The 23243-nt window shown below is 77.4% G+C and carries 13 protein-coding genes; 6 read left to right on the top strand and 7 right to left on the bottom strand.

Annotated elements, in window-relative coordinates; genetic code table 11:
* Positions 1-15 precede the first annotated feature (15 nt).
* Genes QNH85_RS15960 through QNH85_RS15950 form a run of 3 tightly spaced genes read left to right on the top strand, consistent with a single transcriptional unit; the run spans position 16 to position 5523 of the window.
* Positions 16-2499 carry a glycoside hydrolase family 2 protein gene (locus QNH85_RS15960; RefSeq protein ID WP_282947984.1) on the top strand — a complete coding sequence of 828 codons (2484 nt, stop codon included), beginning with the start codon at positions 16-18 and terminating at the stop codon, positions 2497-2499.
* Positions 2496-3941 (top strand): GH1 family beta-glucosidase, encoded by a 1446-nt coding sequence (locus QNH85_RS15955; protein WP_282947982.1) that lies wholly within the window; start codon positions 2496-2498, stop codon positions 3939-3941. Before QNH85_RS15960 ends, QNH85_RS15955 begins: the two co-directional genes overlap by 4 nt.
* 37 nt (positions 3942-3978) lie before the next feature.
* The gene (locus QNH85_RS15950) at positions 3979-5523 is read left to right on the top strand and encodes an ATP-dependent DNA ligase (protein WP_282947980.1); all 1545 of its coding nucleotides are present in this window, start codon (positions 3979-3981) and stop codon (positions 5521-5523) included.
* 16 nt (positions 5524-5539) lie between these two features.
* Here QNH85_RS15950 and QNH85_RS15945 read toward each other — a convergent pair whose 3' ends face one another.
* Positions 5540-6862, bottom strand: a complete 1323-nt coding sequence (locus tag QNH85_RS15945) for an ABC transporter substrate-binding protein (RefSeq protein WP_282947979.1) — start codon at positions 6860-6862, stop codon at positions 5540-5542.
* Between the two features lie 296 nt (positions 6863-7158).
* On the opposite strand from QNH85_RS15945, the gene QNH85_RS15940 reads away from it, so the two are divergent.
* The gene (locus tag QNH85_RS15940; RefSeq protein ID WP_213283359.1) at positions 7159-7329 is read left to right on the top strand and encodes a hypothetical protein; all 171 of its coding nucleotides are present in this window, start codon (positions 7159-7161) and stop codon (positions 7327-7329) included.
* A 45-nt stretch (positions 7330-7374) separates the two neighbouring features.
* On the opposite strand, the gene QNH85_RS15935 is transcribed toward QNH85_RS15940, so the two are convergent.
* The 6 genes from QNH85_RS15935 to QNH85_RS15910 form a co-directional block, all read right to left on the bottom strand.
* A complete protein-coding gene (locus tag QNH85_RS15935; protein WP_428830426.1) occupies positions 7375-8547 on the bottom strand; it encodes a fatty acid desaturase family protein in 1173 nt (390 codons plus the stop codon).
* Positions 8548-8664: 117 nt separating this feature from the next.
* Positions 8665-13518 carry a hypothetical protein gene (locus QNH85_RS15930; protein ID WP_282947977.1) on the bottom strand — a complete coding sequence of 1618 codons (4854 nt, stop codon included), beginning with the start codon at positions 13516-13518 and terminating at the stop codon, positions 8665-8667.
* A 9-nt stretch (positions 13519-13527) separates the two neighbouring features.
* Positions 13528-16431: a hypothetical protein gene (locus tag QNH85_RS15925; RefSeq protein WP_282947976.1), complete on the bottom strand. Its 2904-nt coding sequence runs from the start codon at positions 16429-16431 to the stop codon at positions 13528-13530.
* Positions 16432-16927: 496 nt separating this feature from the next.
* A complete protein-coding gene (locus QNH85_RS15920; protein ID WP_282947974.1) occupies positions 16928-18562 on the bottom strand; it encodes a non-homologous end-joining DNA ligase LigD in 1635 nt (544 codons plus the stop codon).
* Positions 18563-18689: 127 nt separating this feature from the next.
* Positions 18690-19424, bottom strand: a complete 735-nt coding sequence (locus QNH85_RS15915; RefSeq protein ID WP_282947972.1) for a response regulator transcription factor — start codon at positions 19422-19424, stop codon at positions 18690-18692.
* The gene (locus tag QNH85_RS15910; protein WP_282947970.1) at positions 19421-20689 is read right to left on the bottom strand and encodes a sensor histidine kinase; all 1269 of its coding nucleotides are present in this window, start codon (positions 20687-20689) and stop codon (positions 19421-19423) included. The genes QNH85_RS15915 and QNH85_RS15910 overlap by 4 nt, the downstream gene beginning before the upstream one ends.
* Positions 20690-20969: 280 nt before the next feature.
* Between QNH85_RS15910 and QNH85_RS15905 the strand changes: the two genes are divergently transcribed.
* Entirely contained in the window at positions 20970-21491 is a 522-nt protein-coding gene (locus QNH85_RS15905) for a M15 family metallopeptidase (RefSeq protein WP_346016334.1), read from the top strand.
* A 116-nt stretch (positions 21492-21607) separates the two neighbouring features.
* On the top strand, positions 21608-23233 hold the full coding sequence (locus tag QNH85_RS15900; protein ID WP_282947968.1) for a methyl-accepting chemotaxis protein: 1626 nt from the start codon (positions 21608-21610) through the stop codon (positions 23231-23233).
* Positions 23234-23243: the final 10 nt, after the last annotated feature.

Here is a 23243-nt window from a genome sequence, read left to right as displayed (position 1 = left end):
GCCCCCGCCGGCCCCGTGCCCGCCTCGATCGGCGGCGCCGTGCCGGCCGCCGTGCCCGGCTGCGTGCACACCGACCTGCTCGCCGCGGGGCTGATCCCCGACCCGTACCTCGACGCGAACGAGGCGGCGCTGCGCTGGCTGCACGACACCGACTGGACGTACGAGCGGGCGCTGACGCTCGCGCCCGCGTCCCCCGGCGAGCGCGTCGACCTCGTGCTCGACGGCGTCGACACCGTCGGCACGGTGGCGCTCGGCGGACGGGTGCTCGGCTCGACGGCCAACATGCACCGGTCCTACCGGTTCGACGTCCGGGAGCTCGCGGACGGCGACGAGCGCCCGCTCACCGTCGACCTCCGGTCGGCCACGGCGTACGCCGACGAGCTGCGCGACGCCCTCGGGGACCGGCCGTCCGCGTACAGCCCCGTCCCGTTCAACTTCGTCCGGAAGATGGCGTGCTCGTTCGGCTGGGACTGGGGCCCCGACCTCCGCACCGCCGGCCTGTGGAAGCCGGTGCGCGTGGAGCGCTGGTCCGTCGCCCGGCTCGCCCGGGTCCGGCCGCAGGTCGGGCTGGGCCCCGACGGCACGGGCCGCGTCGCGGTGCACGTGGACGTGGAGCGGTCCGGCCTCGGCGACGCGACGCCGCTGACCGTGCGCGCGGCCGTGCACGGCGTCGCAGCGGAGACCACCGTGCCCGCGGACGCCACGTCGGCGGTCCTCGAGCTGGCCGTGCCCGGGGCGCCGGTGTGGTGGCCCGTCGGGCACGGCGACCAGCCGCTCGCGGACCTCGAGGTGACGCTCGCGGTCGCGCAGGACGGCGGGGCCGTGTCGCTCGACGCCTGGCACCGTCGCGTCGGCTTCCGGTCGGTGGCCCTCGACACCACCGACGACGAGCACGGCACCCGGTTCACCGTGGTGGTGAACGGCCGGCCCGTCGAGGTCCGGGGGGCGAACTGGATCCCCGACGACCACTTCGTCAGCCGGATCACCCGCGAGCGCCTCGACCGCCGCCTCGACCAGGCGGTCGGCGCCCACCTCAACCTGCTGCGCGTGTGGGGCGGCGGCATCTACGAGTCGGACGACTTCTACGCCGCCTGCGACGAGCGCGGGCTGCTGGTGTGGCAGGACTTCCTGCTGGCCTGCGCCGCCTACCCCGAGGAGGAGCCGCTGCGCTCGGAGATCGAGGCGGAGGCCCGGGAGAACGTGGTGCGCCTCATGCCCCACCCCTCGCTCGTGCTGTGGAACGGCGGCAACGAGAACCTGTGGGGGCACGAGGACTGGGGCTGGAAGGACGTGCTCGGCGACCGCACCTGGGGCCGGTGGTACGCCGAGGAGCTGTTCCCCGCCGTGCTCGCCGAGCTCGACCCGACGCGGCCCTACGCCACCAACAGCCCGTTCACGCCGCGCCACGACCCGGCGGACGTGCACCCGAACGACCCCGACCGCGGATCGCACCACCAGTGGGAGGTGTGGAACCGCGTCGACTACACCGCCTACCGTTCGGAGGTCCCGCGGTTCTGCTCGGAGTTCGGCTTCCAGGGACCGCCCGCGTGGCGGACGCTGGAGGAGCTCGTGCACGCGGAGGACGGCGGGCCGCTCGCCGGGGCCGCGGTGCCGCAGGAGGACCCCGTCTTCCTCGTGCACCAGAAGGCCGACGACGGCAACGGCAAGCTCGATCGCGGCATGGCACCGCACCTCGGCGTGCCGCGCGACTTCGCCGACTGGCACTGGGCGACGCAGCTCAACCAGGCGCGGGCCGTCCGGCACGCCGTCGAGCACTACCGCGCGTGGTGGCCCCGCACGGCGGGGTGGATCGTCTGGCAGCTCAACGACTGCTGGCCCGTGACCTCCTGGGCCGCGGTCGACTCCCAGGAGCGGCCCAAGCCGCTGTGGTTCGCCCTGCGCGCCGCGAGCGCCCCGCGCGCCGTCTTCCTCGCGGAGCGGGACGGCGTCCTGGTCCTCGTCGCCACCAACGACACGGACGAGCCGTGGACCGCGACGGCGGACGTCCGGCGGGAGACGCTGACCGGCGTCGTCGCCGCGGCCGCGCAGGTGGCGGTGCGCGTCGCCCCCCGCGCGGTCGCGGTGCTGCCGCTCGACGCCGACGTCGCGACGCCGGGCGACCCCGGCGGGGAGGTCGTCGTCGCCCGGCTGGACGGCCGGACGGCCACGCACCCCTTCGTCGAGGACGTGGACCTGCGCCTCGACCCGGACGCCGTCCGGGCGACCGCCACGCGCGAGCCCGGCGGGTACCGGGTGGACGTCGTCGCCCGGTCCTACGCGCGGGACGTCACCCTGCACGCCGACCGGCTCGCCGCGGACGCGACCGTCGACGACGCGCTCGTGACCCTGCCCGCCGGCGAGCGCGCGACCTTCCACGTGCGCACCGGCGCCCAGCTGGACCTCGACGCGCTCGTCGCGGCGCCCGTGCTGCGGTCGGCGAACGACCTGCGCGCCGTCCCGCAGGCCGACCGGGGCGTCGCCCTCGAGGCCGCCCGGTGACCGCCGAGGACGGCGCGCGCCGGTTCCCGCCGGGGTTCTGGTGGGGCGCGGCCACCGCCGCCTACCAGGTGGAGGGCGCGGTCGCGGAGGACGGCCGCGGCCCGTCGATCTGGGACACCTTCAGCCGCACGCCGGGAGCGGTGCTCCACGGCGACACGGGCGACCGCGGGACCGACCACTACCACCGGGTCGAGGCGGACGTCGCTCTCATGGCGGACCTCGGCCTGGGCGCCTACCGGTTCTCCGTCGCCTGGCCCCGGGTGCAGCCCACCGGCAGCGGTCCGGCGAACCAGCGGGGGCTCGACTTCTACCGTCGGCTCGCCGACCGGCTCCTGGAGCGCGGCATCACGCCCGTCGTCACGCTGTACCACTGGGACCTCCCGCAGCCGCTGCAGGACGCCGGCGGCTGGCCCGCGCGGGACACCGCGTGGCGGTTCGCGGAGTACGCCGGGCTCGTCGCCGGCGCCCTCGGCGACCGGGTGCGGCTGTGGACCACCCTCAACGAGCCGTGGTGCTCGGCGTACCTCGGGTACTCCTCCGGGGAGCACGCGCCGGGCGTGCAGGACCCGGCGCAGGCGCTCGCGGCGGTGCACACGCTCAACCTCGCGCACGGCCTCGGTGCCCGCGCCGTCCGGGCCGCCGCGGGCGACGACGCGCAGGTGTCGCTGACGCTCAACCTGGAGGTCAACCGGGCGGCGTCCGACCGGCCCGCCGACGTCGCCGCGAAGGAGCGGCTCGACCGCGTCGCCAACGAGGTGTTCCTCGGCCCCGTGCTCGACGGCGCCTACCCGGAGGGCGTCGTGGCCGAGACCGCGCACCTGACGGACTGGGCCTTCGTGCGGGACGGCGACCTGGAGCTGGTCCGGACGCGCCTCGACGCCCTGGGGGTCAACTACTACACGACCTCCCTGGTCCGGGCCGCGGACCCGGTGCGCCCCGGCGCGGCGCACCCGGTGGCCGGGCCCGCCGCGGACCGGCCGCCGGCCGACGTCGCCACCGGCGTCGAGTGGGTGCCCCAGCCCGGGGAGCACACCGAGATGGGCTGGGTGGTCGACCCGTCGGGGCTCACCGAGCTGCTGCTGCAGGTGCACCGGCGCCGCCCCGGCCTGCCGCTGTACGTCACGGAGAACGGTGCCGCGTACGCGGACGTCGTCGCGCCCGACGGGCGGGTGCACGACGCGGACCGGGTCGCGTACCTGCGGGCGCACGTCGAGGCGGTGGCCGCGGCGATGGACGCCGGCGCCGACGTCCGCGGGTACTTCGCGTGGTCGCTGATGGACAACTTCGAGTGGGCGTACGGGTACGACCGCCGGTTCGGCCTGGTCCACGTCGACTACGCGACGATGGCCCGCACCGTGAAGGACTCCGGGCACTGGTACCGCCGCCTCGCGACCACCGGTGAGGTGCCGGACCCCGCGCAGGCCGTGCCGGCGGCACCGTGACGCGCGCGTGTGGGTGCCCCGCGGCAGGATGACGGACGTGCTGCTCGCCGACGTCGCCACCACCTCCGCGGGCCTCGCCGCGACCCGGTCCCGCCTGGCCAAGCGGGCCCTGCTGGTCGACCTCCTGCGCCGCACCGCGCCCGACGAGGTCCCGGTCGTGGCCCGCTACCTGGCGGGCGAGCTCCGGCAGCGCCGCACCGGTCTCGGCTGGCGGTCGCTGCAGGCGCTCCCCGACGCGGCCGCCGAGCCGTCGCTGGACGTGCTGGCGGTCGACGCGGCGTTCGAGCGGATGGCCGCCCTCTCCGGTCCCGGTTCGGCCGCCGCCCGGGCCGCGGAGGCCGCGGCGCTGTTCGGGGCGGCGACCGCCGGGGAGCAGCGGTTCCTCGCCGGCCTGGTCGCGGGCGACGTCCGGCAGGGGGCGCTGGACGCCCTGCTGCTCGACGCGGTCGCCGAGGCCGCCGGCGTGCCGGCCGCCACGGTCCGGCGGGCGGCGATGCTCGCGGGCGGGAGCGAGCCGGTCGCGGAGGCCGCGCTCGGGGCGGGCTCCCCCGAGGCCGCCGTCGCCGCGCTGGACGCGTTCGGCCTGACCGTCGGCCGGCCGGTCCGGCCGATGCTCGCCGCGTCGGCGCCCGACGTCGCGGCCGCGGTCGCGGGGTTCGGCGGCCGGACCCTCGTGGTCGACGCCAAGCTCGACGGCATCCGCGTCCAGGTGCACCGCGACGGCGACGACGTGCGGGTCTTCACGCGCAGCCTCGACGACATCACCGCCCGGGTGCCCGAGGTCGTCGCGGCCGTGCGTGCCCTGCCGGTGTCCAGCGCCGTGCTCGACGGCGAGGCGCTGGCGGTCGGCCCGGACGGCCGCCCGCGCCCGTTCCAGGAGACCGCCGCCCGCAGCGCCACCCGGGACGCCGAGCTCGCCGCCGCGACCGAGCTGCGCCCGTTCTTCTTCGACCTGCTGCACCTGGACGGCCGGGACCTCCTGGACGCGCCGCTGTCCGAGCGCCTCGCCGCCCTCGACGCGGTCGCGGCGGGCCGCACCGTCGAGCGGGTCGTCACCGGCGACGCCGACGTCGCCCGGGAGGCGTTCGCCCGGTGGGTCGCCGCCGGCCAGGAGGGCGTGATCGTCAAGGACGCCACCGCGCCCTACGAGGCGGGCCGGCGCGGCGGGGCCTGGGTGAAGGTGAAGCCCCGGCACACCCTCGACCTGGTGGTGCTGGCCGTCGAGCGCGGCTCGGGCCGGCGGGCCGGCCTGCTGTCCAACATCCACCTCGGCGCCCGCGACCCGGACGGCGGGTTCGTCATGCTCGGCAAGACGTTCAAGGGCATGACCGACGAGATGCTGGCGTGGCAGACGCAGCGGTTCCGCGAGCTCGAGGTCGCCGACGACGGGTGGACCGTGACGCTGCGGCCGGAGCAGGTCGTCGAGATCGCCTTCGACGGCGTGCAGCGCTCCCCGCGGTACCCGGGCGGTGTCGCGCTCCGGTTCGCCCGGGTGCTGCGCTACCGGGACGACAAGTCCGTGGCCGAGGTCGACACGATCGACACCGTCCGGGCGCTCGGGGCCGGCGGCTCCGTGGCGTGAGGCGGGCGCCGCGCCGTCACCTCGCGGCCGCCGCGGCCTCCGTCAGCGACTCGAGCACCTCGTCCACGGCCGCGGGGTCCTCGACCAGCCGGAGCATCGCGGCCCACCACGCCCGCTGCACCGCCGCGGGCATCAGGTCCCCGGCGCCGAAGCGGACGACCTCCGCCCCGGCGAGGTCGTCGGCCACGGCGCGCGCGACGCCGTCCGGGTAGGCGCCCGGCGGGACGCTCCGGTTGACGGACGTGTGCCCCCCGAGCCGCACCCACGCCTCCTGCGCGGCGGCGCCGGTGAGGAACGCCAGGAACGACCGGGCCGCCGGGGTGTCGCGCAGCAGGACCACCACGTCGCCGCCGACGGTGACCGACCCGGCGCGCGCGGGGTCGACGGGCGGGAACGGGAAGGCGTCGTAGTCGGTGCCCGCCGACAGGTCCGGGTACGCCTGCGTGAGGAACCCCTGGGCGAACGAGGCGAGGGGGTACATCGCGGCCTCCGGCGGGTCCGCGTAGACCGGGAGCACGCCCTCGGCGTCGCCGGTCGTGAGCACGGCCCGCGAGCCGCCGAGGACGTACCCGGGGGTCGCGAGCACGGTGCCCAGGCGCGCGAACGACTCCCGCACGCACGGGTCGGTCCACGGGATCTCCGCGGCGACCCACCGGTCGTACACCTGCGGCCCGCAGGTGCCGAGCACGAGGGACGCGACCCAGTCGGTGAGCGCCCACCCGCTGCCGGGGCCGCGCGGCGCCACGACCGAGAACGGCGTGCGGCCGTCCGCCACCATGCGGTCGGCCAGGGCCAGGAGCTCGTCCCACGTCGCGGGCACCGCGTAGCCGGCGGCGGCGAAGCCCCGCGGCGCGTACCAGACCGTGCCCTTGCTCGTGGCCCGCGGGAACAGCCCGTACAGCACGCCGTCGTGGCGCCCGAGGTCGAGCCACGCGGGCGCGTAGTCCCGCGCGACCGGCCCGGGGTCCAGCACCCGGTCGAGCGGGACGAGCGCGCCGTCCCGGGCGAGCGCGTGCAGCAGGCCGGGGTTCGGCAGGACGGCGACGTCGGGTGGCTCGCCCGCGGCGAGCCGGGTCGCGAGGTCCCGCGCGACGTCCTGGGAGCCGTCCCAGTCGACGACACCGCCGGTGTCGTGCTCCCACCCGGCCGCGACCGTCCGGAAGCCGTCGAGCTCCGGCCCGCTCCAGAGCCCCAGGACGTCGACGTGCGCGCCGGCGGTCCCCGAGCTGCTCGCCGGGGCGGTCGGCCCGGGTGCCGGCGGCGCCGTGCAGCCGACCGCCACGGCCGCGCCCCCGACGACCAGCGTGGCGAGCACGGCGAGGCTGCGGCGACCCGACATCGACGTCCTCCGGGGAGGCGGGCCGGGGCCGGTGCGCCCCGACGCGTCGCACTGTACGCGGACCCCTCGGACGGGTGTCCCCGATCGGGACCGAGGTCCCTTCCCCGACCGCCGGCACCGGGGCCCGCGGGCGCTCGAACGGCACTCCACCTGCGGTTTCACCCGCGTGGGCGCCGCGGGGGGCGGGATGCTGGAGGCGTGGACCCGACCCGGTCCACCGGCCGCGACGGAGCGACCCTCCCGCGCGGCGCGGTACCGGTGGCGACCCCGCCACCACAGCGACGCAGGAGGACCCCGTGCACCCCGACCTCTACCTCATCGTCTACCGCCAGCAGGAGCGCGAGCTCGAGCACCGGCTGGAGCACCGGCGCTCGCAGGCCTCCCGCGACGGGGCACGCACGCGACGCGGGGGGCGCGCGCACCCGCTCGCCGCGATGGCCGCGCGTCGACGGCACCCCGCCGGGTGACGTGCGGGTGCGGCGCCGCGCCGTCGGGTGCGGCGCCCCCCGGCGTCACCGCGCCGAGCGGTACTCCGCGGTGAGCGGGCACTGGAACGGGTCCCGGGCGGCGAGGCCCACCTGGTTCAGGTGCCGGATGACGATGCCCCACGACCGCGCCAGGCTGGTCTCCGTGTAGTGCACGTTGTGCGCCGCGCAGAACTCCCGCACGATCGGCTGCACGCGGGCCAGGTTCGGCCGGGGCATGCTCGGGAACAGGTGGTGCTCGATCTGGTAGTTGAGCCCGCCCATCAGCAGGTCCGTCGCGGGCCCGCCGCGGACGTTGCGGCTCTGCAGCACCTGGCGGCGCAGGAAGTCGATGCGCGCGTCCGGCGGGACCAGCGGCATGCCCTTGTGGTTCGGCGCGAACACCGCACCCATGTAGACGCCGAACAGGCCGAGCTGCACGCCCAGGAACGCGAACGCCATGCCGACCGGCAGCAGCCAGAACACGAGGGCGAGGTAGCCGCCGAGGCGCAGGGTGACGAACGCGATCTCCACGGGACGGCGCTTCACCGGGCCCCGGCCGAAGATCGTCTTCACGCCGGAGACGTGCAGGTTCAGCCCCTCCAGCAGCAGCAGCGGGAAGAACAGCCAGCCCTGGCGCTGGGCGAACCAGCCCGTGAAGCCGGTGCGCGGGGCCGGCAGGTCCTCGGTGTGGAACACGAGGAAGCCGGTCGCGATGTCGGGGTCCGCGCCGACCTGGTTCGGCTTGGCGTGGTGCCGCGAGTGCTTGTGCTGCCACCAGCCGTAGCTCATCCCGGCGTACAGGTTCGCGATCACCAGGCTCGCCCAGTCGTTCCACCGGCCCGACGCGAAGATCTGCCGGTGCGCGGCGTCGTGCCCGAGGAACATCACCTGGCCGAGCAGGATCGCGAGGACGGCGGCGACGACGAGCTGCCACCAGGAGGGTCCGATGAGCACGAAGGCGGTGAGGGTGCCCGCGAGCAGCGCGGTGAGCACGACGAAGCGCGTCCAGTAGTACGCGTGCCGGCGGCGCATCAGGCCGGACTCCTGCACGGCGCGGCTCAGCTCGGTGAACTCGCTGACCTGCCGCTCGCGCGGGCTCCGTCGATCGCCCTCGACGGAGGTGGCCACGGCCACCGCCGACCGCGGGCCCCCGGCCGCCGTGCGCGGGGCGGCGTCCGGGTCGTACCTGTTCGCTTCGGTCTGCTCCACGTCGGGCATCGCGTCGTCCTCCGCCGAGCCGGGTGCAGGCCCGCCGGAGGACGGACCCGTCGTCCCCGGGACTGCTGCCGAGAGTACGCGAGCCGGGCCGCCCCGGCCCAGGGGTCGCGGGGGTCTCTACAGCTCCACGACGTCAGCGTGCACGAGCCGCGGCACCCGCGTGGGGTCGGCGCCGCCGGGGAGCGGGTCGGCGTCGAGCAGCTCGTGCTCCTCGACCAGCACCCGCCACCGCGAGCCCGGGACCCCGGGCCGCCGGAGCCCCGGGGCGTCGTCGCCCCCGGCGGGCAGCACGACCGACCCGGTCCACGTCGCCCGGAACCCGCCGGAGTCCTCGACGGACACCGCGAGCAGCAGCGACGTCGACACCATCTCCCAGCCGAGGTCGCCGGCGCCCTCGGGCCGGTGCTGGACGGTCGCGCGGACCGTGCGCGACGCCTGGAGCCGGGCGGCCCGCTCGGCGGCCTCACCGGTCGGGGTGTCGGCGCTCAGCTGCTCGCCGGGGATCCCCGGGACCGGCTCCTCCGGCGGGCGCAGCCAGCTGACGACCCCGGTCAGCGTCACCTGGACGTGCGCGGCGTCGGGCCGGCCGACGGTGAGCGCGCGCGAGGGCAGCGGCTGCGCCCACGCCGTCAGCGCGACCGGTGACAGCGTGCAGCCGTCGATCGCGTCGGGCTGGTACCGCGCCACCGCGAGGCGGACGAACGGCCACAGGGCGGGCGTCTCGTGCAGCGCGACGTCGGCGAACCACCGGCCGGACGCGGCGTCGTACTCGGGCCGGTAGCCCAGCACGCGGACCGCGGGGTGCTCGACGACGTCCCGCAGCGGGACCGACGCGGCCACGGCGACCGGGCTGCCCGGCTCGTCCGGCCAGCCGCGCTCGCTCCCGCCGGGGGGCTCGCCGCCGAGCGGCGGGCGGATCCCGGCACCCTCGGCCGCCGCGGTCTCCACCAGGTCGAGCACCAGCTGGTCGAGCGCGAGCAGCGGCGGCACGGTCGCGCCGGACGCCGGGCCCCCGTCCTGGACGACGGGGTCGGCGGCCCACAGGCTGGTCGCGCCGTCCGGCGCCTGCAGCGCCTTGGGCCGCCGCACCCACGTGTCGTCGTCGCCCCGCACCCACTCGTCGGGGTCGAACACGAGCACGCCGAGCAGCTCGCCGTCCCCGGAGGAGAACCACGGCCGGGCCAGCCACACCCGCACCCCGGAGCGCCGGACCTGCCGCCACGCGAACGGGTCGTCCGGCTCCGGTCCGGCTGACCAGCGCAGCAGCGGCACGGTGTCGAGCACGGTCGGCGCGGCGGGCCGGGCGGAGGACGGGATGTCCAGGACCACCGGCTCCCCCGCCGGCGGCTCCGCGGGGACGTCGGCCGTCTGGAAGTACTCCGCGTACCGGGTGGTGCCGCTCGGCACGTAGGTGACGCGGCGGTGGTGCGTGTCCTCGAACGTCTGGAGCGCCCGGTGGAAGCCGATCCCGCCGAGCGCCGACGCCAGGGCCCCCGACGGCTGGAGGTCGTACAGGAACAGCACGCCGGTCCGCTCGCGCTCGCCGACGGCCGACCGGACGACGACGTCGGACCGGGTGACCTGCTGCGGGCCGGGCGCGGCGGGGTCGTCGACGGTCTCGGTCCAGGTCGCGCGGACGACGAGCGTGTCCGTGCTGGACCCGTGCACGTCGACCAGCCCGGTGAGGGCCACCACGGACCGCCCGGGCGGCCGCAGGAACACGCTCAGCCCCCGCAGCTCCGGGGGCCGCACGGGCACGGGCACGGCGTGCACGAGGCGGACGTCGACGGACGGCGTCAGCCACCACGTCCACCCGGAGGACGCCGCCCGCATCAGCGCGGCCGCGGCCACGACCTCGTCGGCGGTGAACCCGTCCGCCGGGTCCGCCGCGCTGGCCAGGTGCGAGCGCCACAGCCCGAAGTGCTCCAGCGCCCGCACGTCCACCGTGCTGGAGACCGCGACGCGGACCTGCTCGCCGGGCGGCAGCGCGACCCGCACCGTGTGCCCCTCGACGCGCGCGTCCAGGGCGTCCCCGCGCTCGAGCACCAGCCGGAGCGGCTGCACCGACGGCCAGGACCCGGGGTACGTCACGGCCACCGCCTGCAGGGCCTCCGGCTCGGGCAGCCCGTGCGGCGCGCCGGCCCCGTAGAACACGAGCGAGACGCCGCTCGCGTACGGGTCCGGCAGGTACGGCAGTCGCAGCGCGTCGGTGTCGTGCACGACGTACTGGCCCTCGCCGAGCGGGCGGCCGCGGTCGGCGGCGACGTCCTCGAGCGTCGCCCGGCGCGCCGGGTCGGTGTCCGCGCCGGGGCGGTCGGCCAGGGCGATCCCGGGCTGCGGGTCGGTCGCCCGGGGGTCGGTGAGGCTCGGGGCGGCCTGGTCCAGCAGCGTGCCGCGCTCCGCGAGCGCCACCGCGTACAGCCGCCGGACCTCGGCCGCGTCCCCGGTGCCGATCGCCGCGTCGAACCGCCCGGCGGTCTCCGCCTCGAGCTGCGTGGCCTTCGGCGCGGCGAGGTGCCGCTCGGCGGTCGCGCGCGCGTCCCCGTCGCCCCGCGTGCCGCTGCGCACCACCAGGTGGGCGGGCTGCTCGCCGGTGCCGAGCGGGTGCCGCGGCACGAGCGCGGGCGCGGGCACCGGGTCCCAGCGCAGGTAGGGCCGGGGCGCGGTGACGACGGGCCGCGCGGGCAGCCGGGCCGCGGCGGGCAGCAGCAGGTCGTCGTTGCGGGCGAGCGCGGCGAGCAGGGCCGGGTCGGTGCGCAGCTGGGGGCGGACCCGCAGCGTCCCCCGGGCCCCCGCCAGCACCCGCGCCGCCGCGGCCACGTCGTCGAGCAGCCGCTGCGCGGCGCTGGTCGCGGGCGCGGAGGCCGCGGCGCGGGCGACCAGGTCACGCAGGGCCGCGTCGACCAGCGGCTCGCCGGACAGGAGCTCGTCCGGGAGCCGCACCCGAGCCCCGCGTCGGCCGGCGCCGCGCAGCGGGGGCAGCGCCGCGTCCCGGCGGGCGACCGCGACCCCGGCCGCGTCGCGCCGCTCGGCGGCCGCGCGGAGCCGGCCGAGGTGCGCGCGCGCCGCGTCGACGTCCGGGCCGTCCGCCAGCGGCAGGACCGGCCGGCGCGCCGACGCCACCTGCGGCACCGCGTTGCCCGCGAGGTCCACGGCGAGCACCCGGAAGCTGTAGGACGTCCCGTAGCGCAGGCGGGGCAGCGAACCGGGCTCGACGCGGGACGTCACCCGGACGCCGTCGGCGGGCGCGTCCGGGGGCTCGTCGAGCACCGCCTCGGTCGCCCCGTCCGGCCCGGGCGGCTCGACGTGCACGACCACGCGGCCGGGCCGCGGCGCCGACAGGCTCCAGCCGTCCCAGCCGGCCACCACCTCGTGCAGGTAGTAGCCGCCCGGGTCGCCGGGCGGCCGGTTGAGCGCGGAGAGCTGGAGGAACCCGGCGTCCGGCTCGTCCTCCAGCAGCACCGTCCCGTCCGGGCCCGTCGCCGAGACCCGGCGCCGGTGCAGCCCGTGCCACTCGCGCGTGACGTCGTCCCACACCTCGACGCGGACGCCGCGGACCAGGTCGTCCAGCAGGAGCTCGCGGGTGCCGTCGTCGGCGGCGAGCTGCTCGGCCCGGCGGACGCGCTCGCGCACCTGCGCGGCCCGTTCCCGGCGCGCGAGCGCGAAGCCCGTCACGCGCAGGGTGCCGGGCGCCGACGTGGCCGGGTCGCCGTTGGCCTCGCTCGCGTACTGCCGGGCCAGGTCCCGGACGTACTGGTCGAGCTTGAGCCCCGACGCGTCGGGGTCGGTGTCCAGCACGACCCAGTCGTCGTCGCCCAGCGGCAGCGCGCCCCCGACCCAGTCGGCGGACGACCGGGCGGCGAACACGGCCCCCTCGACGACCACCGCGGTCCGGCGCGGCGGCAGGACCTCGAGCGCGACGCCGTCCGGCGGCGTGATCCCGACGCTCACCCACGCGGCGCCGTCCAGCGCCGCGCGCGCGCCCGCCGCGTCGACGCCGTCGACCACGACGTCCACCGCCAGCCCGAGCCGGCGCAGCAGCGCGGGGGTCGCACCGAACCCGGCGACGCGGGCGTGCACGTCCGGCTCCGGCGGCGTGGGACGCGGCGGCGGGGTGGCGGCCGGGTCCGGCTCGGCGCGCGGCTCGGGCTGCGGCAGCTCGGGCCGCTCGTAGTACCGGCGGACGGCGTGCGCGTCGGCGAGCAGCCGCAGCTGCGGGTCCTCGGCCGGGCCCTGCGCGGCGACCGCGTCGAGCCGCTCCGTCACGCGTCGGTCGGCGTCCGGGTCGTCCAGCAGCACCTCCACCGGCGACGGCTGGTCCGCGATCTCCGACTGGTAGGGCGGGAGCGGCGGGAGCTCGCGACCGCGCCGGGGCTCCCGCTCGGTGGGGTCCGGCTCCGTCAGCGGGCCGACCGTGGTCAGCGCCTCCTGGAGCCGGCGGGCGGGCAGCTGCAGCGCGCGGCGGGCCCGGGCCGGCGCGTCGTCCAGCAGCTGGCGCAGCGGCCCGCGGCGGTCGAGCCCGGCGAGGGTCTCGAGCAGCCCCTCGGCGACGGGGTCGCCGGCGAGCCCCGGGCGCCGCGTCGGCGCCGCGGTCACCGCGGCGAGGTGCAGGTCGACGGCGTGGTCGCTCATCCGGCTCGCCGGCAGGGTGCGCCACGGCGCGTCGGACACCGCCGGCGCGGGGAACGCCGCGACGCGGGTGCCCGGGGGCAGCGCGGCCGACCACGCGCCGGCGTCCGGCGCGGACACCACGCGCAGCGGCAGCGCGGCGCCCAGCGAGGTGCGCAGCGTGAGCGTGCAGCCGGCCAGCGTGCCCACCCAGTCCGCGGCGGGCGGGAAGTCGGCGAGCGTCGGCGCCGCGGGCTCGCCCGGCCCGGCGACGAGCTTGTGCGTGACGAACACGGTGAGGTGGAACGGGGCGTCGTCGGCCAGCGAGTGCGGCAGGGCCGTGGCCAGGAGGGTCGTCGGCACGGTCGCCCCTCAGACCGGCGCCGGGGCGAAGGCCGCGCAGTACGCGACCCAGTCGGCGTTGGCGCCGTCGGCGTCGGGCGGCATGAGCTGGAGCATCGTCGGGTCCCCCTTCGAGCCGGCCAGCCGGCGCTCGACCGTGATCTCCACCGAGGCGGAGAAGAACAGCACCTCGACCTCCACCACGAGCGAGGCGCGGCCGATGAGCTTGCCCGTCTCGAACTGGTAGGTGAGCGACAGCTCGAGCGTGATCGAGGCGCTGATCAGCCCCAGCACCTCGACCTCGCCGCGGATCCGGAAGTACGCGGTCAGCAGCCCCCGGTCGGCCTCCAGCCGCAGGTACACCCCGACGGCGATCGACACCGACCCCGACGCCACCCCCAGGTCGACCGACAGCGCCGCGGCCGCCTCCAGGCCCAGCTCGAGCAGCACGAGCCCCTTCGGGGCCGCACGCAGCACCAGCCACCCGCCGCCGCCGATGCAGAGCACCGTCAGGCGGAACGGGGCGTCCTTGCTGCAGAAGTGGAAGCCGACGGTCATCGCGTCGCCCAGGAACGGCACGCGGGCGTCGGCGCCGAGCGCGATGTTCTCCAGGCTGAACACGCCGACCGACACGTTCGGCAGCTTGAGGTCGAACCCCGCGGTCACCCCGTCGGCGCGGACGTCCACGAACGGCGGGTCCGAGAACCCGTCGAACGGGATGAGCTCACGCAGGCGGTCGACGAACGACAGCGGCCCGAGGAACGCGATGCCGCCGAACACGACGTCGACCTCCGGCTTGCCGGCCGACCCGGCGTGGAACCCCACGCGCCGGAACACCAGCCGCATCAGCCCGCCGCCGCCGTCCCCGATCAGGTTCAGGTCGAAGCCGGCGATCTCGGCGACCACGTCCACCACCGGCGGGGCGCTCGCGGACGCCCGGACCTCGACGTCGACGCGCAGGGCGTGCCGGTCGTGCGGTGCGAAGACCCGCGGGATCCCCGGGGGCCCCCACGGGCGGATCGCCGGCCGCCACGCCAGCCGCGCGGTGACCTGGCCCGAGACGGCGCCCTCGAGCAGCCGCGCGAGCCCGGCGGCGTCCGCTGCCAGGTCCGTGAGCGTGGTGAGGGCCTGCACCGGGACGGTCAGCGCGGCCCGGACCGCGGCGGGCACGCCCGGCAGCCCGACCGCGTCGAGCAGCGGGCCCAGGTCGCCCGCGAGGTCCACGGCCGCGTCGCGCACCGGGTCGGGCGCGCCGGGCAGCCCGTCCAGGGCGGTGACGAGCGCGTCCAGGTGGCCGCGCAGGGCCGCGGTGCGGGCCTGCAGCTCGTCGTGCGCCCGCTGGGCCACCGCCCGGGCGCCGCCGTGGGCCGCCGCCGTCACCTCGGCGGCCAGCCGGGCCTGCGCCTCGTCCACCGCGGCCCGGAGCCGCTGCGCCTCCGTCGCGAGCCGGGTGACCGCGTCCAGCGTGTCGGACACGAACGCCGGCGCCTCGTCCAGCCCGCCGGCCTCCAGCAGGTCGAGCAGGCTGAACAGCCCGAACAGCTTGGGCACCGCGCCGGAGAGGAACGCCGCCGGGTCGAACGTGCCGGAGGTGAGCGGCGAGGGGCCCGCGCCGCTCTCCCCGACCGCGCCGAGGGCGCGGGACAGCCCCCGGACGGCGAGGTTCGGGGCGATGAACCCGCCCGACCGGTCCGACCCGCCGGTGAAGTCGACGGCCGCCGGGGCGCTGGTGAGGGCGAGCACGACCTCCCCCGCGTTCGGGCCCGGCACGGGCGGCGCTCCCGGCAGGCGGGTCGGCAGCCCGTCGGTGAGGTACGCCGGCGCGAGCACCAGGTCGACCGCGGGCGCCTGCGGGGCCAGGTGCCGCATGGCCGGGACCACCGCGCGCAGCGACGTCAGGAACGGGCGCGAGGTCGCGGCACCCTGGTCGACGACCCCATCGAAGACGAGGTGCGCCACCTCGACGGACGTGTCCCCCGCCAGCACCGGCGGCGCCACGGCGAGCGTCTGCCCGCTCCCGAGGATCTGCCGCACCGGGAAGTACCGCGCGGAGGCCTGGTCCGCGCCGATCACGACCGTGCGCCCCCGCCGCTCGGCCGCCTGCAGGAACAGCAGGGGGGCCGGCCAGGTCCGGACGCCGCCGCCGCGGTCGACGGTCGTCAGCGTGAACGGGTACGGCACGCCGTCGCGCGTCGGCACGAACGGCTGGCCGTCCTCGGGCGGGCGGTCGATGTCCGGGGTGACCAGCGGGCTGATCGTCACCTCGCCGAACACGGTGTCCCGGTCGCGGGGCGGGTACGTGCGGGTCGGCTGGCGCACCACGATGAACCACCGCTGCCACAGGTACGCGACGGGCGTCGCCCGGTGCCGCACCTCGCGCTCGGTGATCTTCACCAGGTAGCACCGGTGCCCGAACGGGAACAGCAGCCCCGGGTAGGCCACCCGGACGTACGCGTCCCGGCCCATGAACGCCTGGTGCCGGTAGTCCACGACGTCCGCGGGCAGGTCCCAGGACTGCTTCCAGTCGAACCACGCCCCGAGGGCCGAGAGCTCGAGCCGGGCCACCTCCAGGGGCGTGCCCGCGTTGCGCGGGTCGCCCCCGTGGGTCCGGCCCACGACGGCCCGCCGGTCCTTCGGCGTGAGCGCCTGGTCGAACGCCGGCAGGTCCTGGCGCTGCTCCGCGTCGCGGGTCCACAGGGCGCGCACGACACGCTGCGCGGCGGGGTCGCCGGGGTCGGGCGCCTCGCCGTCGCCGGGCGGGCGCACGGTCAGGTGCGTGCGCCAGAGCTCCGCGCGGTCCGACGGCCCCACCGGGGTGCTCGAGTGCCGGAACCCGCCGCGCGCGCTCGGCGAGACGACCAGGCGGTACGGCGCCTCGATCGCGGTCTCCCGCTCGGTCGGCGGCTCCGGGTCCCGCCGCTCCGGCGTCGCCACGCCGGCCGGCGGGCGTTGGCGGCGACCCGCAGCGGCAGCCCCGGCAGCGCCGCGAGGACCTGCTCCAGCGTCCAGCCGATCCGGGTGCCCTCGGGGAGCGCGTAGACCAGCCGCGAGGGCCCCGCGGCCACGTGCTTCGAGGGGCCGGGCGGCGGGCGGCGCGGTGGCGGGCGCCGGCCTGCCACACCTGCTCGCCCAGGTGCTGCGGCGGAGGTGCACGACCAGCGCGGCGTCCGGCCCGGCGACGAGCTCGGCGCCGCCGGCCACCGGCTCGATGCTGCAGCCGGGCGCCTCGACGCGCAGGTCGACGAGGTCGCGGGGCGCAGCAGGCGCGCGTCGACGGGCGGCTGCTCGTCGCGGTCGTCGGGCTGCCCCATGGCGGCACCGCCTGCGGTCCCCGGGGCCGGCCGTCGCGATCGACTGTCCGTTTTGTCCGGATTACCCCGTTCGAGTGATCATGCTCCTCCCCTACCCGCCCTGACAACGGTCCGGGACGTCACGCCAGCCGCGGCAGCACCTGGTCCGCGTGCAGCACGTCCCGGAACGGGTCCCCGCGCTCGGCGACCCGGTCCAGCACCGTGCGGATCGTGAACGCGTCCGGACGCAGCCACGGCTCGTCCAGCTCGTCCCACGTGATCGGCGCGGACACCGGGGCACCGGGCCGCGCGCGCGGGCTGTACGGAGCGACGAGCGTCTTGTTGATCGCGTTCTGCGTGTAGTCCAGGCGCGCCTGCCCGCCGCGGGCCTTGACCTCCCACCGCCAGCTCACGAGCTCGGGCACCACGGCACCGACCGTCCGGGACAGCCGCTCGACCCACGCGCGCGTCTCGTCGAACGGCGGCCCCACGGCGATCGGCACCCACACCTGGATGCCCCGCTGGCCCGTCACCTTCGGCACCGCCCGGACCCCGAGGTGCGCGAACGCGTCCCGGTGCAGCCGCGCCAGCAGCAGCACGTCCTCCCACGACGTCGACGGGCCGGGGTCGAGGTCGACCAGCGCGTACGTCGGCAGGTGCATGGCCGCCGTCCGCGACGTCCAGGCGTGCCACTCCAGCGCCCCGAAGTTCGCCGCCCAGACCAGCGCCGCCGGCTCGTCGACCACCAGGTAGGTGCGGGTCTCGCCCGGGTCGGCCTCCGGGTTCTCCCACCGCGGCAGCCAGTCCGGCGCGTGGTCGGGGAGCTCCTTGTGCCAGAACCCCTTCGACCCGGCGCCCTGCGGGTACCGGTGCATGTTGAGTGCGCGGCCGCGCAGGTACGGCAGCACCACGGGCGCGATCCGCGCGGCGTACCGCACCAGCTCCCGCTTGGTCACCGGCTCCTCGCCGTCGCGCGCGGGGAACAGCACCTTGTCCAGGTTGGTCACCCGCAGCGAGCGCCCGAACACCTCCCACGTCCCGCCGGCCGGCCCGAGGTCGTCCAGCGCCGCGAGCTCGTCCTCGGTCGGCGGGTCCACCTCCGGCGCGCGGAGCTCGACCGTGGCCTCGGCCGCGGGCAGGTCCGAGCGCCACAGCCGGTCGGGGTCCGCCTTCACCTGGTCGTTGGTGCGGCCGCTCAGCACCGACAGCGGGTGGTCCTCGGCGTCCCACCCGTCGACCGCGTGCTCGTCGTGCTTGTGCAGCAGCAGCCACTGCTCCTTGCCGTGGGCGTCCGGGCCGCCGCTGCGCACCAGCACCAGGCGGCCGTGCAGCTTGGAGCCGTGGACGTCGGCGTGCAGCTCCCCCGCCGCGATCGCCGCCGCCGGGTCGTCCGTCCCGTGCGGCTCCCACGTCCCGCGGTCCCACACGATGACGTCGCCGCCGCCGTACTCGCCCTTCGGGATCACGCCCTCGAAGTCGGCGTACTCCAGCGGGTGGTCCTCGACGTGCACCGCCATCCGGCGCACGCCCGGGTCCAGCGTCGGCCCCCGCGGCACGGCCCAGGACGCGAGCACGCCGTCGACCTCGAACCGCACGTCGTAGTGCAGGCGGGTCGCGCGGTGCCGCTGCACGACGACCCGGCGTGCGCCCGGTCCCGCCGGTGCCGGCTCGGGCGCGCCCGCGGGCTCCGGGGTCCGGCCGAAGTCCCGCATCGACCGGTACGTCTCGAGACCGTGGCCGCCGTGCCCGCCGCGCTCGTCCGGCGAGTCAGCCACGCGCCGCTCGCCGCGGCGCCGCCGCTCCGCCACCCGTGGTCCTCCCTGCCGCGCGTCCCTGCTGCCTGCCGCTGCTGCGTGCCCGGCACCAGCGTGGCGGACCCGGCGGGCCGGCGCGCGCCGAGCGTCAGGCCCCGTCCGCCTCCGGGGCCCGCCCCGGCACCACCAGGCCGGCCTCGTACGCCAGCACGACGAGCTGCGTCCGCGCGGTGCAGCCGGTCTTCGCGAGGACGCTGTGCACGTACGCCTTGACCGTCGCGACGGTGAGGCCGAGGTCGTCCGCGACCTCCTGGTTCGACCGGCCGCGCGCCACCGCCAGCAGCACCTCCCGCTCGCGGGACGTCAGCGCCGCCAGACCCGCGGCCGCGGCACCCGGGGCGGCGTCGCCGGGACGGCCGCGCCCCCACCGCCGCCACTGGTCGAGCACCAGGGAGGTCACCGCCGGGTCGAGCAGGCTGCCGCCGGCGTGCACCCGCCGCACCGCCGCGACCAGCGTGCCGGGGTCGGTGTCCTTGAGCAGGAACGCGTCCGCCCCCGCCTGCAGCGCCCCGGTCACGTACTCCTCGTCGTCGAACGTGGTGAGCACGACCACCCGGACGCCCGCGAGCGCCGGGTCGGCCCGGATGCGGCGGGTGGCCTCGATGCCGTCCGTCCCGGGCATCCGCACGTCCATCAGCACCACGTCGGCGCCGGGCGCGAGGTCGACGGCGGCCCGCCCGTCGGCCGCCTCCGCGGTGACGGTGAGGTCGGGCTCGTGGTCGAGGATCATCCGGAGGCCGAGGCGGATCATCGCCTGGTCGTCGGCGATGACGACGCGCACGGGGTCGGGCGCGGTGGGGTGAGGCACGGCGGGCTCGGTCATGGCACGGGGACCTCCATCCGGACGAGCCAGCCGCCGCCGTCCGCGGGGCCGGCGTGCAGGGTGCCGCCGCAGGCTGCGGCGCGCTCCCGCATGTGCACCAGGCCGTTGCCGCCGCCCGGCGACCCGGGCAGCCCGCGCGCCGGACCGGGGTCGGCGACGTCGAGCACCAGCGTCCCCGTGCCGCCGGACAGCCGCAGCGACGCGCGCCCGGCCTCCGAGTGCACGAGCACGTTGGTGAGCGCCTCCTGGGCGACGCGGACGACGGCGAGGCCCGCGTCCGGCGGGCAGGCGGGCAGCGGGTCGGGCAGCTCGGCGGTGACGGCCAGCCCGGCGCCGCGCACGCGCTCCGCCACCGCGACGAGGTCGGCGAGCCCGGGCAGCGGCGCGAGGGGGGCCGCGCCGGGGCCGGCGTCGGCGGGGCCGGCACCGGCGGGGACGGGGCGGTCGTCGTCCGCGCCCGGCACGGGCGGCCACGCCGTCGCCGCGCCGTCCGGCTCGCGCAGCACCCGCACGACCGAGCGCATCGCGGTCAGCGCCTCCCGCCCCGCCGGCGCGATCCACCGGACCGCCTCGCGGTACTCCTCCGGGCGGTCGGCGCCCACCCGGTCGGCCGCCTGCGCCCGCACCACGATCGCGGTGACGTGGTGGGCGACCACGTCGTGCAGCTCCCGCGCGATGCGCGTGCGCTCGGCCCGCACCGCCGCCCGCGCGCGCACCTCCTGCAGGGCCCGCAGCTGGGCGTTGCGCTCCGCGAGCGAGCGGCTGGTCTCCGCCTGCCGGTGCACCATCGCGCCGAGCAGCGTCGCGGCCGCGACCAGCAGCACCAGCAGCGTCGTGCGGGAGAAGTCGTGCGGGCCGGCCCAGCCGCCGACGATCGCCCGCGCGCCCTCGACGCCTACCCGGAGGGCGATCACCACGGGGATCGTCACCCCGCCGACCAGCGCCGGGTGCAGCCCCGCCTGCGTCGCCACGAACGCCGCCACCACGAGCGGCAGGACGTGGAAGTCCGAGCGCATGAGCGTCCCCTGCACCAGCAGCAGGTACCCGACCGGGTAGCCGACGGCCGTCAGCCAGAACCCCGCGGCCGGCGCGACCCGCCGCAGCGCCAGCGGGACGGCGACGCCGACCCCGGCCCACAGGTACGCGCCGAACCACGCGGGGTACCAGTAGCCGCTGCGCCGCGCGACCAGGGCGACCGTCGTCCACACCAGCAGCACCCCGGCCGCCGTCAGGGCGTCGAGGCGCGCGGCGCTGCGGGTGGGCACGCGTCGAGCCTAGGAGGTCCGCCGCTCGTCGCCGACCCCCGCACGACCGGTCCTCGCCCGGGGAGGCACCACCTTTGGATGGCATCAGGGCCCGCCGGAGCGCACCCCTGGTCGGGTCCGGGGCCACCGCCCGGCCGGGCGGCCGACCGCGGCGACGGGCCCGCAGCGGGACGCGGCGGCAGGCGGTCGGCGCCGACGCTGGGGGCATGCCCGCTCCACGCCCCCGCCGCCTGCTCGTCCCCGGCCCGCTGCCCGCGCTCGCCGCCCCCGCCGCCGCCTCCTGCTCCTGCTCGGCGGGTGCCCCGCGGGCCCCGCCGCCCCCGCAGCCGGCCGGCCACCGCCGCTCGAGAGCCCGCCGGGAGTCGCCGGCCCCGCCGGCCCGCCCAGCGGCACCCCGACCCGCCTGCCGGACCCCGACCCGGCGATCGACGCGCTCGACCCGCTGCTCGCTGAACGGTTCCGCGCCGCGCAGGAGGCGGCCGCCGCCGACGGCGTCGAGCTCACGCTCACCTCGGGGCGCCGCACCGTCGAGGAGCAGGAGCAGCTGGTCGCCGACGCTCTCGACCGGTACGGCGACCCGGACGAGGCCCACCGCTGGGTGCTGCCCCCCGACCGCTCGGCGCACGTGCAGGGCCGCGCGGTCGACGTCGGCCCGACCGCCGGCGCGTACTGGCTGGTCGAGCACGCGCCGGACCTGGGGCTCTGCTCGACGTACGCCAACGAGCCGTGGCACTTCGAGCTCCCGCCCGACGGCACGGGCGCCTGCCCGGAGCCGCACCCCGACTCCTCGTGGGGCTGGTGACCCGGGAAAGCGGTCCCCGTCGAGACGCTCAGGTCTCCTCAGATCGGCGGTCCGGCGCACGATGAACGAGCGACGGGGTGGATCGGCCGCCCCACCCGCTTCCCCGAAGGACCGCCGTGCCGCACAACCCCGCCCCCTCGCGCCCGTCGCTCGCGTCGTGGGTGCGCGACCGCGGCGTCAGCACGCGGATCCTCGCCGCGGTGCTGCTGGCCGCCCTCGTCGGCGGCGTCGTCGGCGTCGTCGGCATCTCGTCGCTCGCCAGCACGAACGCCGCGACGACCGTGATGTACGAGCAGAACTTCGCCGGTCTCCAGCAGGCCTCCACGATGCGCCGCGCGATGGTGCAGATGCGCCTCGACGTCACGAACCACGTCCTGTCCACCGACGAGGCGGTGATGGCCGGCTTCGAGGACAAGATCGCCGCCAGCGAGGAGGAGCTCCGCTCGGCGCTCGCCGCCTACCACGGGCTCGCGCTGGACGACGACGACGAGCGGGCGCTGGCCGACTTCGAGGCCGCGCTGGGCGAGTACGTGGACGTCCGCGACAACCAGATGCTCGTGGCCAGCCGCGAGGGCGACCCCGAGGCGTTCGCCGAGATCCGGGACACGGTCGCGCAGCCCATCCTCGACGCGATGTCGACGAGCCTCACGACCCTGGTGGACGGCGAGGAGGCCGACGCGGCAGCGTCCGCGGCGACCGCCGCGGAGCAGTACCGCGCGAGCCGGACGACCATGATCCTCGTGCTGGTGATCGGCGTCGCCCTGGCGCTGGGCCTCGGCACGGTCGTGGCCCGCTCGATCGTCCGCGGCCTGCAGCGCGTGCAGGCCCTCGCCGACGCGCTCGCCCGGGGCGACCTCACCGTCACGGCCGGGCTGGACTCGCGCGACGAGGTCGGCCGGACCGCCGCCGCGCTGGACTCCGCCGTCGCGAACCTGCGCGAGGTCATCGCGACGATCGACCTGTCCTCCGCGTCCCTCGCGTCCGCCGCCGAGCAGATGTCCGCCACCAGCGGCCAGATCGCCGCGTCCGCGGAGGAGACCGCCGCCCAGGCCGGGGTCGTCTCCGCTGCGGCCGAGCAGGTCTCGCGCAACGTGCAGACGGTCGCGGCCGGGTCCGAGCAGATGGGTGCGTCGATCCAGGAGATCGCCCACAGCGCCTCGCGCGCCGCGCAGGTGGCCGGCCGCGGCGTCGCCGCGATCACCGCGACGACCACCACGATGGACCGGCTCGGCGACTCCAGCCGTGAGATCGGGAACGTCGTCAAGATGATCACGACGATCGCGGAGCAGACGAACCTCCTGGCGCTGAACGCCACCATCGAGGCCGCGCGCGCCGGTGAGGCCGGCAAGGGGTTCGCGGTGGTCGCCGGCGAGGTCAAGGAGCTCGCGCAGGAGACCGCCAAGGCCACGGAGGACATCGCCCGCCGTGTCGAGTCCATCCAGGAGGACACGCACGGCGCGGTCGGGGCGATCAGCGAGATCACCGGCATCATCACGCAGATCAACGACTTCCAGCTGTCGATCTCCAGCGCGGTCGAGGAGCAGACCGCCACGACCGCCGAGATGAACCGCAGCGTGTCCGAGGCCGCCACCGGCTCGGGCGAGATCGCCGCGAACATCGCGGGCGTCGCCGGCGCGGCGGACCTCACGACCGAGGGCGCGTCCGAGTCGCAGCGCGCGGTGGTCTCGCTCGCGCAGATGTCGACGGAGCTCAAGCAGCTGGTCGGGCAGTTCCGGGTCTGACGGGCGAGGG

The organism is Cellulomonas endometrii (assembly GCF_949769265.1).
Classification (GTDB): domain Bacteria; phylum Actinomycetota; class Actinomycetes; order Actinomycetales; family Cellulomonadaceae; genus Cellulomonas; species Cellulomonas endometrii.
The sequence above is the reverse complement of the archived record's forward strand: the minus strand, read 5'-3'. Positions and strand labels throughout refer to the sequence as shown.

Bases quoted from the DNA above. Each gene is read 5' to 3' on its own strand.
- QNH85_RS15945 (WP_282947979.1), bottom strand. From the start codon at position 6,862: ATGTCGGGTCGCCGCAGCCTCGCCGTGCTCGCCACGCTGGTCGTCGGG.
- QNH85_RS15935 (WP_428830426.1), bottom strand. From the start codon at position 8,547: ATGCCCGACGTGGAGCAGACCGAAGCGAACAGGTACGACCCGGACGCC.
- QNH85_RS15915 (WP_282947972.1), bottom strand. From the start codon at position 19,424: ATGACCGAGCCCGCCGTGCCTCACCCCACCGCGCCCGACCCCGTGCGC.